Source organism: Streptomyces sp. NPDC059816, assembly GCF_042732055.1.
GTDB lineage: Bacteria > Actinomycetota > Actinomycetes > Streptomycetales > Streptomycetaceae > Streptomyces.
This window is the reverse complement of the sequence record NZ_JBHWIQ010000002.1, coordinates 125,525-139,308: the sequence shown is the minus strand read 5'-3', so window position 1 is coordinate 139,308 and position 13,784 is coordinate 125,525. Positions and strand designations below refer to the sequence as shown.

General features: G+C 73.3%; 16 protein-coding genes. 10 read left to right on the top strand and 6 right to left on the bottom strand.

Translation table 11 applies throughout. From position 1 onward, the window contains the following. Window positions 1-11: 11 nt before the first annotated feature. The 3 genes from ACFV88_RS03245 to ACFV88_RS03235 are packed head-to-tail and all read left to right on the top strand — an operon-like array spanning window position 12 to window position 2,066. Window positions 12-950, top strand: coding sequence for a PAC2 family protein (locus ACFV88_RS03245; protein ID WP_385485440.1), 939 nt, complete (start codon window positions 12-14; stop codon window positions 948-950). A 44-nt stretch (window positions 951-994) separates the two neighbouring features. Beyond that, complete coding sequence (coaE, locus tag ACFV88_RS03240; protein ID WP_385485438.1) at window positions 995-1,657, top strand: dephospho-CoA kinase; 663 nt, start codon at window positions 995-997, stop codon at window positions 1,655-1,657. Window positions 1,658-1,685: 28 nt separating this feature from the next. Beyond that, window positions 1,686-2,066: a tetratricopeptide repeat protein gene (locus ACFV88_RS03235; protein ID WP_385485436.1), complete on the top strand. Its 381-nt coding sequence runs from the start codon at window positions 1,686-1,688 to the stop codon at window positions 2,064-2,066. A gap of 35 nt (window positions 2,067-2,101) precedes the next feature. On the opposite strand, the gene ACFV88_RS03230 is transcribed toward ACFV88_RS03235, so the two are convergent. After that, window positions 2,102-2,362 carry a DUF6343 family protein gene (locus ACFV88_RS03230; RefSeq protein ID WP_385485434.1) on the bottom strand — a complete coding sequence of 87 codons (261 nt, stop codon included), beginning with the start codon at window positions 2,360-2,362 and terminating at the stop codon, window positions 2,102-2,104. A gap of 187 nt (window positions 2,363-2,549) precedes the next feature. Between ACFV88_RS03230 and ACFV88_RS03225 the strand changes: the two genes are divergently transcribed. Then, window positions 2,550-3,560, top strand: coding sequence for an acyltransferase domain-containing protein (locus ACFV88_RS03225; protein WP_385485432.1), 1,011 nt, complete (start codon window positions 2,550-2,552; stop codon window positions 3,558-3,560). A gap of 38 nt (window positions 3,561-3,598) precedes the next feature. On the opposite strand, the gene ACFV88_RS03220 is transcribed toward ACFV88_RS03225, so the two are convergent. Then, window positions 3,599-4,204, bottom strand: a complete 606-nt coding sequence (locus ACFV88_RS03220) for an RNA-binding S4 domain-containing protein (protein WP_385485430.1) — start codon at window positions 4,202-4,204, stop codon at window positions 3,599-3,601. A 217-nt stretch (window positions 4,205-4,421) separates the two neighbouring features. Between ACFV88_RS03220 and ACFV88_RS03215 the strand changes: the two genes are divergently transcribed. Together ACFV88_RS03215 and ACFV88_RS03210 are read left to right on the top strand one after the other, a co-directional pair. Then, window positions 4,422-5,957, top strand: coding sequence for a YfcC family protein (locus ACFV88_RS03215; protein ID WP_385485428.1), 1,536 nt, complete (start codon window positions 4,422-4,424; stop codon window positions 5,955-5,957). A 62-nt stretch (window positions 5,958-6,019) separates the two neighbouring features. Beyond that, window positions 6,020-6,871 carry a uracil-DNA glycosylase gene (locus ACFV88_RS03210; protein ID WP_385485426.1) on the top strand — a complete coding sequence of 284 codons (852 nt, stop codon included), beginning with the start codon at window positions 6,020-6,022 and terminating at the stop codon, window positions 6,869-6,871. On the opposite strand, the gene ACFV88_RS03205 is transcribed toward ACFV88_RS03210, so the two are convergent. After that, a complete protein-coding gene (locus ACFV88_RS03205; RefSeq protein WP_385485424.1) occupies window positions 6,840-7,244 on the bottom strand; it encodes a RidA family protein in 405 nt (134 codons plus the stop codon). The two genes, ACFV88_RS03210 and ACFV88_RS03205, sit on opposite strands and share 32 nt — an antisense overlap. Window positions 7,245-7,410: 166 nt before the next feature. Here ACFV88_RS03205 and ACFV88_RS03200 point away from each other — a divergent pair, with 166 nt between their 5' ends. Together ACFV88_RS03200 and ACFV88_RS03195 are read left to right on the top strand one after the other, a co-directional pair. Further along, window positions 7,411-8,733 (top strand): cytochrome P450, encoded by a 1,323-nt coding sequence (locus ACFV88_RS03200; RefSeq protein WP_385485422.1) that lies wholly within the window; start codon window positions 7,411-7,413, stop codon window positions 8,731-8,733. A 70-nt stretch (window positions 8,734-8,803) separates the two neighbouring features. Next, window positions 8,804-9,505 (top strand): DUF899 domain-containing protein, encoded by a 702-nt coding sequence (locus ACFV88_RS03195; protein WP_385485420.1) that lies wholly within the window; start codon window positions 8,804-8,806, stop codon window positions 9,503-9,505. A gap of 153 nt (window positions 9,506-9,658) precedes the next feature. On the opposite strand, the gene ACFV88_RS03190 is transcribed toward ACFV88_RS03195, so the two are convergent. Next, the gene (locus ACFV88_RS03190; RefSeq protein WP_385485418.1) at window positions 9,659-10,108 is read right to left on the bottom strand and encodes a hypothetical protein; all 450 of its coding nucleotides are present in this window, start codon (window positions 10,106-10,108) and stop codon (window positions 9,659-9,661) included. Beyond that, window positions 10,099-10,653 carry an ATP-binding protein gene (locus tag ACFV88_RS03185; RefSeq protein WP_385485416.1) on the bottom strand — a complete coding sequence of 185 codons (555 nt, stop codon included), beginning with the start codon at window positions 10,651-10,653 and terminating at the stop codon, window positions 10,099-10,101. The genes ACFV88_RS03190 and ACFV88_RS03185 overlap by 10 nt, the downstream gene beginning before the upstream one ends. A gap of 166 nt (window positions 10,654-10,819) precedes the next feature. On the opposite strand from ACFV88_RS03185, the gene ACFV88_RS03180 reads away from it, so the two are divergent. Continuing rightward, window positions 10,820-11,680 carry a helix-turn-helix domain-containing protein gene (locus ACFV88_RS03180; RefSeq protein WP_385485414.1) on the top strand — a complete coding sequence of 287 codons (861 nt, stop codon included), beginning with the start codon at window positions 10,820-10,822 and terminating at the stop codon, window positions 11,678-11,680. Next, the gene (locus tag ACFV88_RS03175) at window positions 11,681-11,923 is read left to right on the top strand and encodes a DUF397 domain-containing protein (protein ID WP_385485412.1); all 243 of its coding nucleotides are present in this window, start codon (window positions 11,681-11,683) and stop codon (window positions 11,921-11,923) included. A gap of 337 nt (window positions 11,924-12,260) precedes the next feature. Here the strand turns inward: ACFV88_RS03175 and ACFV88_RS03170 are convergent, their stop codons facing one another. Beyond that, entirely contained in the window at window positions 12,261-13,745 is a 1,485-nt protein-coding gene (locus ACFV88_RS03170) for a glutamate synthase subunit beta (RefSeq protein ID WP_385485410.1), read from the bottom strand. Window positions 13,746-13,784: the final 39 nt, after the last annotated feature.

The window sequence follows — 13,784 nt, the reverse complement described above, 5'->3', positions numbered from 1 at the left end:
GAGGAGCGGCTGTGCTTGATCCGCAGGGTTTGTACACGTGGGAACCGAAGGGCCTGGCCGTCGTCGACGTGGCCCTGGCCCAGGAGTCCGCCGGACTGGTGATGCTCTACCACTTCGACGGTTACATCGACGCGGGTGAAACCGGCGACCAGATCGTCGAGCGACTCCTCGACTCGATGCCGCACCAGGTCGTCGCCCGCTTCGACCACGACCGGCTGGTCGACTACCGGGCCCGGCGCCCCTTGCTGACCTTCCAGCGCGATCGTTGGACGGACTACGAGGTGCCCGCCCTGGAGGTGCGGCTCGTCCAGGACGCCACCGGAGCACCCTTCCTGTTGCTGGCCGGGCCCGAGCCGGACGTCGAGTGGGAACGCTTCGCCGCCGCGGTCCAACAGATCATCGAACGTCTCGGCGTCCGACTCGCAGTGAACTTCCACGGCATCCCCATGGGAGTGCCGCACACCCGACCCGTCGGACTCACCCCGCACGGTTCGCGCACCGACCTGGTGCCGGGTCACCGCAGTCCCTTCGACGAGGCGCAGGTGCCCGGGAGCGCCGAGTCCCTGGTCGAGTACCGACTGATGGAAGCGGGGCACGACGTGCTCGGCGTCGCCGCGCACGTGCCGCACTACATCGCCCGCTCCCCGTACCCGGACGCCGCCCTCACCGTCCTCGAAGCCATCACCTCCGCCACCGGACTCGTCCTGCCGGGCGTCGCGCACGCGCTGCGCACCGAGGCGCACCGCACCCAGACCGAGATCGACCGACAGATCCGCGAGGGCGACGAGGAACTCACCAGCCTGGTGCAGGGCCTTGAGCACCAGTACGACGCCGCCGCCGGAGCCGAGAGCCGGGGCAACATGCTGGCGGAGCCGGCGGAGATCCCGTCCGCCGACGAGATCGGCTTGGAGTTCGAGCGTTTCCTCGCGGAGCGCGAGGGCGAGGGCTGACCCGGGCCCCGCGGCCCCGCACCCCCTCCCTCTAAGCTGCGGTCATGCTGACAGTGGGCCTGACCGGGGGCATCGGAGCCGGTAAGAGCGAGGTGGCGCGGCTCCTCGTGGGGCACGGCGCGGTCCTGATCGACGCGGACCGGATCGCCCGGGAAGTGGTCGAACCGGGGACCCCCGGTCTCGCCGCCGTGGTGGCCGCCTTCGGCCGGGACGTGCTCGCCGAGGACGGTTCCCTCGACCGGGCCGCCCTGGGTGCGATCGTCTTCGCGGACCCCGACGAGCTGGCCGTGCTCAACGGCATCGTGCACCCCCTCGTCCGGGAGCGGTCCGCCGAACTGAAGGCCACGGCGCCCGAGGACGCGGTCGTGGTGCAGGACGTCCCCCTCCTCACGGAGAACGGCTTGGCGGACCTCTACGACCTGGTGATCGTGGTCGACGTGGCGCCGCAGACGCAGCTGGACCGTTTGGTGCGGCTGCGCGGCATGAGCGAGGCGGACGCCCGGGCCCGGATGGCCGCCCAGGCCACCCGTGAACAGCGCCTCGCCGTCGCCGACATCGTGATCGACAACGACGTGTCGCGGGACGAACTGGGGGAGCGGGTGGCGCAGGTGTGGGAGGAACTGCTCCGTCGCGCGGCCACCGGGTGGCGCGGGGAGCGGCCGGAGGGAACGCCGACGGGGAATGCAACGAGCAGGAAGGGGCGTTGAACGGGTGAACGAGGGGAAGGGATGGAGCGTGCCCGAGCGTAGTGGATCACCCGGACGAAGCCCGGAGACGCATGTCATCGATTTCCGCGCCGCCGAGCAACTCCTCGCCGCGCGCGACCCCAGGGGGGCCGTGAAGCTGTTGGACCGGGTCATCGCCGCCCATCCGGAGAACACCGCGGCCAGGCTGCTGCGCGCGCGGGCCTTCTTCGCCGCGGCCCAGCTCAGGCCCGCCGAACTGGAGTTCACCATCGTGCTGGAGCGCGAACCCGACAACGCCTTCGCCCACTTCGCGCTCGCCCGGACCTACGAGCGGGCGGGCCGCCCCGAGCAGGCGCTGCGGCACTTCAGGCTCGCGGCGGCGTTGGACCCCAACCCCGAGTACACGGCCGCGGCCCGCTTCGAAGACTGACGCTGCCCGCGTCGGACGCGGAGCGCCCCACGGCGTCAACGCTCCGACGGCGGTTGGTAGGGCGGGACGTCCCGGCCCGGCTGGTAGTGCGGCCCCTGCCGGATGTGGCGGACGATCACGGCCGTGTCGACCACGGTGATCAGCCACAGCACCGCGCAGGCCGCGGCCCAGCCGGGGCGGCCGACCCAGGCGAAGGCGACCGTGCCGGCGAGCGCCCAGACCATTCCCCACAGGCTCAGCCAGAAACGCATGCGCAGCGGACTGCGCGCGGTCATCGGCTCACTGCCCGTACGCATCGCCACACACCCTCCTCGTCTGCACGGTACTCCCGTGCCGCCCGGTGCGGACGGCGAGCCGGGTGAACACGTACGGTGATGTCCGGGCACTTCTCGTGCGGGCGATCCGTTGAGCGGGGGACGGGGCAGCGGGTCGTCCCGCGGTGCCGACGCAGGCGCACGACGACCACGACGACAGGGGGCGTTCATGGGAGCGGAGCGGGGGACGACGCCGCTGGACGAAGCGGCGCGCACGGACGAGCAGTCCGCCCGGTGGCTGGCGGCACTGGAAGACCCGGGCATCGCGCCCGTCCGGGCGGAACTGCCGCCCGTCGACGACCTCCCCGACGTCCTGCTGGGACTCGCGGTGCCCCACGAAGCGGTGGCCGAGCTCCTGGCGCTGCGCGACCGGTTCGACCGGGACCCGAGTGCACGGCTGCTGCTGGAGCGGGCCGTCGCCGGACTGCTGCACCGCCCGGACGAGATCGGCGAGGGCATCGCGCCGCAGACCCTGCCGACCGGGGACGACCCCCTCGGACGCTGCTTCCCGATCTTCGTCTATCTGGCGGCGCTCCCGCACACCCGTGCGCTGCACCGGGCCCGCGGCATCGAGGACGAGGTCTCCCGCGCCTCCCTCGCCGACCTGGGACGTCAGATCGCCGTCCACCGCCGCCGGCACGGGGAGACCGGAACGACTCCGCCCGGCTGGTGCTCGCTCGCCTTCCGCGGCGAGCTCTACCAACTGGGACGGCTCCAGTTCCAGCGGGCGCAGCTGCTCGAAGGGCTCGCGCCGCTCGTCATCGAGGCCGGCTTGGCGAGCGACCCCACCGACCTCTGTGCGAGTCTCCACATCCCCGACTTCCGGGGTCCGTTGTCACCGGACGTCTGTGACCGGTCCCTGGAGCGGGCGCGCTCCTTCTTCGCGCGCCACTACCCCGAAGAGCGGTACCGCACCGCGGCCTGCTCCTCCTGGCTGCTGGACACGCAGCTCCGGACCCGGCTGCGCCCCGGGTCGAACATCGTGCGGTTCCAAGAGCGGTTCCGGTTCGGTCCGCCCGACAGCGAGCCCGATGACCAGAGCCCCGTGGCGTTCGTCTTCGGCGATCCCACGGTGCCGTGGGACGAGCTGCCCCGGCGCACCTCCGTCGAGCGGGCGATCGGTGACCACCTCAGGTCCGGCGGGCACTGGTACCACGGGCGGGGCTGGTTCCCGCTGTGACGCCGGGCGGGGTCCGGTGACCTCCGCGGTCCGGGTGCTCAGCGATCGCTCGCGCGCCCCCGGCCGAAGCCCGTCGGCTCCTCCGGGCCTCGGGTGATGCCCAGGCCCCCGGTGCTCCGCAGGCGCTCCATGTCCCTGCGGTCCCGCTTGGTCGGCCGACCGGTGCCGCGGTCCCGCACCCCGGCGACGGCCACGGCCTCGCGCGGCGGGGGCGGCGGGCTGTTGTCGACGTAGGCCTCGACGGCCACGGGTGCACCGACCCGCTTGCGCAGGACGCGCTTGACGATCACGATCCGCTCGCGCCCCGCGTGCCGCAGCCGCACCTCGTCGCCGACGCGCACCCCGTGGGCCGGCTTCACCCGCTCGCCGTTGACCCGGACATGGCCGCCGCGACATGCGGCCGCCGCCAGGGAGCGGCTCTTCACCAGGCGCACCGACCAGATCCAGCTGTCCACCCGGGCACTGCCCTGCGCGGGGTCGGGGGCCACCACGGGCCCGGTGCCCCCGCGCTCGGTGCTCGCGTCTGCATCCCCAAGGCCACCGGGGTCGTCCGTCCCGGCGCCGGAGGAGGAACCCGGTGCGGCCGGGCGAGAGGAACCCGGTGCGGCCGGGGGAGGGGGGCCGTCCGCCAGATCAGAAGCCATGCCCCGACCTTAGCCCGGTGCGTGCCCCGGACGCCGTGGATATTCCGCCCGAGCGGCCCACTCCGGGGTGCAACGGGGCGGGGGCCCCGGAATCCTGACATCCAGCCGCCCGCCGGACCCCGGTCCGGTCCTTCGACAGCCACCTGGTGGTGCGGAACCGGGAGGGAGCGCGTCCCGTGCACAGCGAGGCCACGACCGCCGCCCCCGGGGGCGGGCCTTGACCACCCGGACCCCCGAGGCCGAACCGGACCCGGCGCAGGAGCCCCGAACCGGGTTCCGCTTCCCCAGCGCCCAGACGGTCCTGGTCCTGGTCACCCTCGCCGTCTGGGCGCTCACCTTCCTGATCCCGCCGGGCACCTACGACCGTGACGCGCGGGGCGCCCCCGTCCAGGGCACGTACCACCGGGTCGATGCCTCGCAGAGCTTCGCCGACCGGCTGAACGACCTGTTCCTCGCCCCGGTCAACGGCCTCTACGGCATCCTCGACGCCCGGAGCGGGCAGGTCGGGCCCCAGCTGTCGGGCGAGTTGTTCGGCAGCGCCGGAGTCTTCCTCTTCGTCCTCGCGATCGGCGCGTTCATCACCGTCGTCTTCGCGACGGGCGCACTGGACCGCGGCATCGAACGGCTCGCGCACCGACTGCGGAGCCGGGGCTGGTTGCTCATCGCGGGCGTCATGGTGGTCTTCTCGGTGCTCGGCACGGTCGAGGGCTTCGCCGAGGAGACCCTCGGCTTCTACGGGCTGGTGGTGCCGCTGATGCTCGCCCTCGGCTACGACCGGATGACGGCCGTGGGCACGATCATCCTCGGTGCCGGGGTGGGCGTCATGTGTTCCACCGTCAACCCCTTCGCGACGGGGGTCGCCTCCGCCGCCGCCGGGATCTCGCTGGGCGACGGCATCGTGCTGCGGTTCGTCATGTGGGTGGTGCTCACCTCCGTCACCATCACGTACGTCGTCCGGTACGCCCGGCGGGTGCGTGCCCGTCCCGAGCGGTCGGTGTCCGGGTTCCTGCCCGGTGACCGGGCGCTCGCCGCGGCCGGCGGCCCCGATGCGGCGGTCCCGGAACTGACGGGCACCCACCGGGCCGTCCTCGCGCTCACCACCCTGGTCTTCTCCTTCATGATCTTCTCGGTGGTGCCCTGGGCGTCCGCGCTCACCGGGCGCGCGGACGCGGTCCCGTACGGATGGGAGCTCGGCTGGTCGTTCCCCGAACTCGCGGCGCTGTTCCTCGTCGCGGCCGTCCTGGTCGGGATCGTCGCGCGGATGGGCGAACAGCAGCTGAGCGCCACCGTGGTCCGGGGCGCGGCGGACTTCCTCTCCCCGGCGCTGGTCATCGTCCTCGCCCGCGGCATCACGGTCATCATGAACAACTCGCAGATCACGGACACCGTGCTGCACTCCATCGAAGGGGTCGTGGCGGGCACCTCGTCCGCCGGGTTCGCGGTGATCGTCTTCCTGGTGAACCTCCCGCTGGCGTTCCTGATCCCCTCCAGCTCCGGGCACGCCACGCTCGCCATGCCGATCCTCGCGCCGCTCGCCGACTTCGCGGGGGTGTCCCGGGCGGTCGTCGTCACGGCCTGGGCGGCGGCGAGCGGCTGGATGAACCTCTGGGTGCCCACGACGGCCGTCACCATCGGCGGGGTCGCCCTGGCGAAGGTCGGGTACGACCGGTACCTGAGGTTCGTGTGGCCGTTGCTGGCGATCCTGGCGGTCCTGGTCTGCGGATTCCTGGCGCTCGGCGCGGTGCTCGGCTGATCCGCTCCGACCGGTGCCGTCCGTCTGCTGCGGGCGCGCCGCCGGGTGCCTACCGTGGTCCCATGGGGCACGCGGGAGCCATCGGGGACGCCGGGGCCGTCGAGGACGCCGCACGGACCGTCCGGGACCCGGACGGGTTGGCCGCGCTGGACGTGCGGATCACCGACTGCGCCGCCTGTCCACGGCTCGTCGCGTGGCGGGAGGAGACCGCGCGGGTCAAGCGCCCCGCCCATCGTGACCAGGAGTACTGGGCGCGGCCGGTCCCCGGGTTCGGGCCGCCCGACGCCGCGCTGTTGCTCGTGGGCCTCGCCCCCGCCGCGCACGGTGCCAATCGCACGGGGCGCATGTTCACCGGCGACCGCTCGGGCGACGTGCTGTACGCGGCGCTGCACGCCCTCGGACTGGCCTCCGCACCCCACACCGAGGCGGCCGACGACGGACTGGCCCTGCGGGGGGTGCGCATCACCTCCCCCGTGCACTGCGCGCCACCCGCCAACCGCCCCAGCCCGGGGGAACGGGACACCTGCCGGCCCTGGCTCGTCCGTGAGCTGGAGCTGCTGCGCCCCACCCTGCGGTCCGTCGTGGTGCTGGGCGCCTTCGGCTGGCAGGCGTTGTGGCCCGCGCTCGCGGCGGCCGGCTTCGCGGTGCCGAGGCCCCGCCCCGCCTTCGGCCACGGAACCCGGGTGGGCGTCGGGTCGCGGCCCGCCGGCCCGGAGCCGGGCCGGACCGCGGGCGGGCCGGGACCCACCGTCTTCGGCTGCTACCACGTCAGCCAGCGCAACACGTTCACCGGTCGGCTCACCCCCGCGATGCTGCGGCGGGTGCTCGCCACGGCGGCCGGGGCGGCGGGGGTGCTCCCGGCCCGAGATGCTCCCGGGGACGTCAGTCCTGGGGCACCGCCACCGTCGCCGTGATCTCCACGAGCTGGCCGGGGTAACCGAGAAGGGTGACTCCCATGATCGTCGAGGAGTGCGGGCCACGGCTCAGACCGCTGGCCTGGACCACCTCCCAGACCGCGTCCAGCGTCTCGTGCGCATCGCTGACCACGTACACATCGGTGTAGACGACGTCTTCCAGTGCGGCGCCGACGGCCTTCGCCTGCTCGGTGAGGTTCGCGATGACCTGCTCGGTCTGACGGACCGCGTCGCCGGGGCCGACGAGTTCGCCCGCCGGGTCCAAGGGGACGGAGCCGGACAGGAAGGCGAGCCGGGTGCCGGCCTCCACCACGGAGGCGTGCGCGTAGGTGGGCGGGGTGAACAGGGACGGGACGGTGACACGACGGATCATGGGGCTCCTCGGCCGGACGCGGGCCCCGCACCCGGTCGGGGCGGGACGTACCAGGCACGATCATGTGGTGCCCGCAGCGATCCTCGCATCCGATTATCGGAACGCGGTGTTCCCCTTGCCTCGATCCGTGCGCTCCGCCGGCCGTCCGCACCTAGGCTTGCCGCCCATGGTCACCCCTTCCGCGCACCCGCGTCCGGAACCCTCCGACGAGCTCCCGCCGGCCGCGGACGGTTGCCCCGTCCGGGGCGCCCGCCGTGCGCCCCAGGACCCCGCGGACCGGCTGCTCGACGACCCCTTCACCGCCTACGCGGCCCTGCGCGCCACCGCTCCCGTCCACCGGATCGCCGGACCCGACGGCACCCCCGCCTGGCTCGTCACCCGCTACGAGGACGTGCGGTCCGGGCTCGCGGACCCCCGGCTCTCGCTCGACAAGAAGAACGCCCTGCCGGGCGGTTACCACGGCTTCCGGCTGCCGCCCGCGCTCGACGCCAACCTGCTGAACATGGACCCTCCCGACCACACCCGCATCCGCCGTCTCGTGGCGCGCGCCTTCACCCCGCGCCGGATCGAGCGGCTCCGGGAACCGATCCGCCGCGCGGCGCACGCCCTGGTCGACGGTTTCGGCTCCACCGGCCGCGTCGACCTCGTCACCGCGTACGCGGGGCCGTTGCCCATCACCGTCATCGGCGACCTCCTGGGGGTCCCGGAGGGCGACCGGCTCGACTTCCGGAGCTGGACCGAGACGCTCCTCGGCCCGGAGCGCCCCGACCCGGTCGCCGCGAAGGAGACGATGGGGGCGATGCTGCGCTTCTACACCGGACTCGTCGCCGACAAGCGCCGCGCCCCCGGGGACGACCTGCTGTCCGACCTCGTCGCCGTCCGCGACGAGACCGCCGAACCGTCGCCGTCCGGCCCGCCCGGCCCGCCCGGGTCCGCAGCGGACGGGCGACTCACCGAGGACGAACTGGTCTCGCTGGCCTTCCTCATCCACTTCGCCGGCTACGAGAACGCCGTCCACCTCATCGGCAACGCCGCCCTCGCCCTGCTGACCCACCCCGAGGCGTCCGCCGAACTGCGTGCCGACCCCGCGCGGTGGCCCGCCGCGGTCGACGAGTTGACCCGCTACGACACTCCCGCGCTGCTCGCCTTCCGCCGGTTCCCCACCGAGGACGTGCGGATCGCCGGGGTCACCGTCGGGGCAGGGGAGACGGTGTTCCTCTGCCTGGCGTCGGCGAACCGGGACCCGGACCGCTTCCCCGACGCCGACCGGCTCGACCTGTCCCGGGACGCCTCGGGCCACCTGGCCCTCGGCCACGGCATCCACTACTGCCTGGGTGCCTCGCTCGCCCGGTTGGAGGCGGAGGTCGCCCTCGCGGTCCTCCTCGAACGCCTGCCGGGGCTCGCGCTGGACGTCGATCCGGCGGCCCCCCTGCCGCGCCGGCGCACCCTGCGGAACAGGGGTCTGCGGGAACTGCCCGTCAGATTCTGAGCCCCGCCGATGAGTTCCGGTCCTCCGTACGGTCCACCCCGCACAGCCGTCGCCGTCCGGAGGAGGAACGATGTCGTTTCCGCAGATCGTCACGCGAGCGGAGTGGGTGAGTGCGCGGGAGGACCTGTTGGCCAAGGAGAAGGCCGTCACCCGCGCGCGGGACGCGCTCAACGCGGAGCGGCGCAGACTGCCGATGGTCGAGGTGCGCACGGAGTACGTCTTCGACGGCGCCGACGGGGCGGTGACGCTGCGGGACCTCTTCGAGGACCGGGACCAGCTCATCGTCCTGCACTTCATGTTCGCCCCCGAGTGGGAGTCGGGCTGCGTCGGTTGCTCCGCCTTCCTCGACCAGATCGGGAACCTGGCCCACCTCAGGGCGCGCAGTACGGCCTTCGTCGCCGTGTCCCGGGCCGCGTTCACCCGCATCCTGCCGTTCCAGGCGCGGATGGGCTGGTCGGTGCCCTGGTACTCGTCGGGCCGGTGCGACCGCGACGCCGACTTCAACACCGACTTCGGCGCCACGGTGCGGGAGGGCGGCCGGCTCGTCGAACGGTCCGGGGTGAGTTGCTTCCTGCGGCACGGGGAGCGGCTGTTCCACACCTACTCGACCACGGAACGCGGTCTCGACGGACTCGGTTCGACGGCGAGCCTCCTCGACCTGACCGCGCTCGGCCGGCAGGAGGAGTGGGAGGAACCCCGAGGGCGCGGGCTGGGCCACGGTGCCCGGGACGCCGGCGGCTGGTTGCGGTACCACGACGAGTACGAGGACTGACGCCGCGGACGGACAACGGGCGACGGCACCCCCGAGGGCCGGGGGGCGGGGTCACGGGCGGGGGTCAGAGGTCGGAAAAAGGGTCCGACCGGCGGCACCCCCACGGGCCGCCGGTCGGACCGGGTGACCGGGCGACACCCCCAGGGTCGCCGGTCAGGCCGTCACGGGACGGCACCACGTGGGTGTCGTTCCCGTGACGCGGCATAGAGCCAGATAGAGCGGTATGGGCGGGGTGTAGGGGACCGTCGCCGCCGGCCGGTGGATCAGCCCCGGGGGGCGGCCTCCGTCCGGGAGCAGGGCCCCGTTCACGTAGTGGGCGGGTGCGGGCCAGTGCAGCGCCACGTCCGAGCCCGCGGGGACGATCCACCACCAGCGGTCCCGGTCGTCGGCGTACACACAGCCGATCCGGGGCAGTCGGGGGACCATCCGGCGGGCGTGGGCCTCGGGCACCGACACCGCGTCGCAGCCGAGCGGGAGGGACATGCCCGCGGGCAGTGCCAGGCGCGGCGAGCAGGTGGTGCGCGTACGCCCCCGTGCCCTGCGGTGACGTTCCCGGGCGACCAGGGTGTCGAGACTCAACGTCCGTGCGGTCGTCACAGCCATTCGGCCCCCGTCCCGCGGAACGCCTCCGCACGGGCGCCCGGGACCGTCTTGCCGCCCACCGGTTCGGCGGCCCGCGGCAGTTCGGCCCAGACCAGCAGGCCCGGCCCGGTCTCCTGGGCACCCCAGGCGCTGGAGACCGCCGCGACGAGCAGCAGGCCCCGGCCGTGCTCCTCCTCGGGCCGCTGTGACGAGGGCCGGGGCTCGCCCGGGGCACACCCCTCGTCGCTGACGGCTATGCGCACCTTTTCGGTGTCGTCGTGCAACTCGCAGACGATCAGGGTGGAAGCGGTGTGCACGATGGCGTTGGTGACCAGCTCGGACACCACGAGATCGGCCGCGTCGCAGGTGTCCTCACAGACGGACCAGCCGGACAGCCGGGCCCGTGTGAGGCGCCTGGCCTGTGCGGGCGAGCCCGGATGTGCAGCCAACTCGAAGCGGAAGCGGCGCCTGGCAGCCTCGCCAGGAGGCGCCCCGGCTGCCTCGGCACCGATACCCATTTCGGCAGCCTCTGTTCCTAACGGCGCGGACGGAATCACGTTTGCCACTATCTCCCCGCCGTGAACACTTGGCAAGTGGCACTCTGAAAATTGCAGAGTGCAGTGTGCCCGGCGAGGGGCACATGGCACACTGCTCGCAACAGCACGCGAAGCGGCCCCAGTTGGGTCCGCTGTTCTGTGCTGCCTGATCATCGGTGACTCTCCGGAGGTGGACGTGAGCGAACCGCGGTCCGCGCCGACCGTCGGCCAGGTCGTGCTCGGTCGTCGCCTCCAGGACCTGCGGGAGCGCGCCGGACTGAAGCGTGAGGAAGCCGCCCAGGTCCTCCGGGTCGCCCCCGCCACCGTCCGCCGCATGGAGAACGCCGAAGTCGCCCTCAAAATCCCGTACGTGCAGCTCCTGCTGAAGGCGTACGGGGTCGCCGACGACGAGGCCGACACCTTCGTCACCCTGGCGGAGGACGCCAACCGCCCCGGCTGGTGGCAGCGCTTCCACGAGGTGCTGCCGGGCTGGTTCTCCATGCACGTCAGCTTGGAGGGGTCGGCGAGCCTCATCCGGACGTATGAACCCCACTTCGTGCCCGGACTGCTCCAGACGGAGGACTACGCACGCGCGGTGCTCCGCTCCGGTGCCGTGGGGCAGACCCGTCCCGAGGACATCGAGGGGCACGTCGCGCTGCGCATGCAACGGCAGGACCTGCTCACCCGCGAGGACGCCCCGCGGCTGTGGGTCGTCATGGACGAGACCGTGCTGCGCCGTCCGGCCGGCGGTCCCGAGGTGATGCGCGACCAGATCGACAAACTGCTGGACCGCACGGCGCTGCCGAACGTCACCCTCCAGATCGCCCAGTTCGAGTCGGGTCCGCACCCCGGCACGTACGGCCCCTTCGTGCTGTTCCGCTTCACCGTGCCGGAACTGCCCGACATGGTGTACAGCGAGTACCTGACCGGTGCCGTCTACCTCGACGCACGTCCCGAGGTCGCCCGGCATCTTGAGGTCATGGACCGCATGGCGGCCCAGGCCGCCACAGCACATCGCACGAAGGAGATCCTGCGGGATCTCCGCAAGGAGCTATGAATGGATCGACAGGGGATATACAACGGCATGCCCGCTCGGGAACTCGGCGCCGAGGGCTGGCACAAGCCCTGGAGCGGGGGCAACGGCGGGAACTGCGTCGAAACCATGAAGCTGGCCGACGGCCGGGTGGCCGTGCGTCAGTCCGCGGATCCGGACGGGCCGGCGCTGATCTACACGCGTGGAGAGATCAGGGCGTTCATCCAGGGGGCCAAGGCGGGTGAGGCCGACTTCCTGCTCTCCTGAACCGACCGGCTCCCGCACCGCGCACCACCCGGGACCGCGCCTCTCGGTCGACCGGCCAGGGCCTCTGCTGCCCGCCCGGACTCGTACCGTCCTCCCCCACGTCCGCCCGCGGCGCTCTTGCGGACCGATCGGGCGCGCACGGCCCCGTCCGCGGCCCGTCATGACACCGCCGTCGGCGGTCGCACCCGGCACCTGACGTCCCCCCTCCGCACCCCGCCGTCCCCCCGCGGCGTCGGGTCGTTCCGGCACGGCAACGGAAGGGGCGCCCCGCCGTGCACCGCCCGACCGGTGCACGGCGAGCGGTGCACGGCCCGGGCGCCCTCGGCGGGGCGCACGGTCAGGCGCGCATCGGGCGGTCCTCCGGCCCGATCGGCACGGGCAGTCCGCTCGTGCCGACCAGGTACCGGTCGACCGCCGCCGCCACCGCCCGGCCCTCCGCGATCGCCCACACCACCAGCGACTGACCGCGCGCCGCGTCACCCGCGGCGAACACGCCCGGGCGGTTCGTGGCGAAGGAACGGTCCCGGGCGATGCCCCCGCGGACGTCCACCTCCACGCCCAACCCCGACAACAGCCCGTCGTCCCGGTCGGGACCCGAGAACCCGAGCGCCAGCAGCACCAGATCGGCCCGCAAGGTCCGCTCCGACCCCCGCAACGGCTTCCGCCGCGCATCGACGTCGGCCACCCGCACCCCGCGCACCCGGCCGTCCGCGTCCCCCTCGAAACCCAGGGTCGACGCGGCAAACAGCCGCGCGTCGGCGTCCGACACGGGCGCACTGTGCAACCGGGCGCCCTCCTCGTGCGCCGCCGACAACCGGTAGACCCGGGGGTACGTGGGCCAGGGTTCCCCCGCCCCGCGGTCCGGCTCCGGCAGGACGTTGATGTCCAACTGGGTCACCGACGCGGCACCTTCGCGCAGCGCCGTGCCCAGACAGTCCGAGCCGGTGTCCCCACCGCCGATGATGACGACGTGCCGTCCCGCGGCCGACAGCGGGGACACCTCCAGATCCCCCTCGCACACCCGGTTCGCCCAGGGCAGGTACTCCATCGCCTGGTGGATGCCCGTCAACTCCCGCCCCGGCACCGGCAGCTCGCGCCACGCCGTCGCCCCCGTGGCCAGGACCAGCGCGTCATGACGGGACAGCAACTCCTGCGCACCGCACCCACGGCCCACCGCGGTGCCCGGGTGGAACTTCGTCCCCTCGTCCCGCATCTGCGCCAGCCGCCGGTCCAACTGCCCCTTGTCCATCTTGAACGCGGGTATCCCGTACCGCAGCAGCCCGCCGATCCGGTCCTCCCGCTCGTACACGACCACCGTGTGCCCGGCCCGGGTCAGCTGTTGCGCCGCGGCGAGCCCCGCCGGCCCCGAACCCACCACCGCCACCGTCCGCCCCGACAGCCGCTCGGGGGGCCGGGGCGGCAGCAGTCCGTCGGCCCACGCCCGGTCCGCTATCGCGGCCTCCACGTTCTTGATCGTGACCGCCGGCTGGTTGATCGCCAGCACGCACCCGGCCTCGCAGGGCGCGGGACACAACCGTCCGGTGAACTCCGGGAAGTTGTTGGTGGCGTGCAGCCGGTCGCTGGCCGCCCGCCAGTCGTCGCGCGCCACGAGGTCGTTCCAGTCCGGGATCAGATTGCCCAGCGGACACGCCTCGTGGCAGAACGGGACCCCGCAGTCCATGCAGCGGTCGGCCTGCCGCCGGACCAGGGGCAGCAGCGCCCCGGGCACGTACACCTCGTCCCAGTCCCGGACCCGTTCCTCCACCGGGCGGCGCGGCCACTCCTCGCGCCCCGTCCGTAGGAACCCCTTGGGGTCGGCCATGGCCGTCTCCCTCGTGTGCGCTCCCGAGCCACGATACGC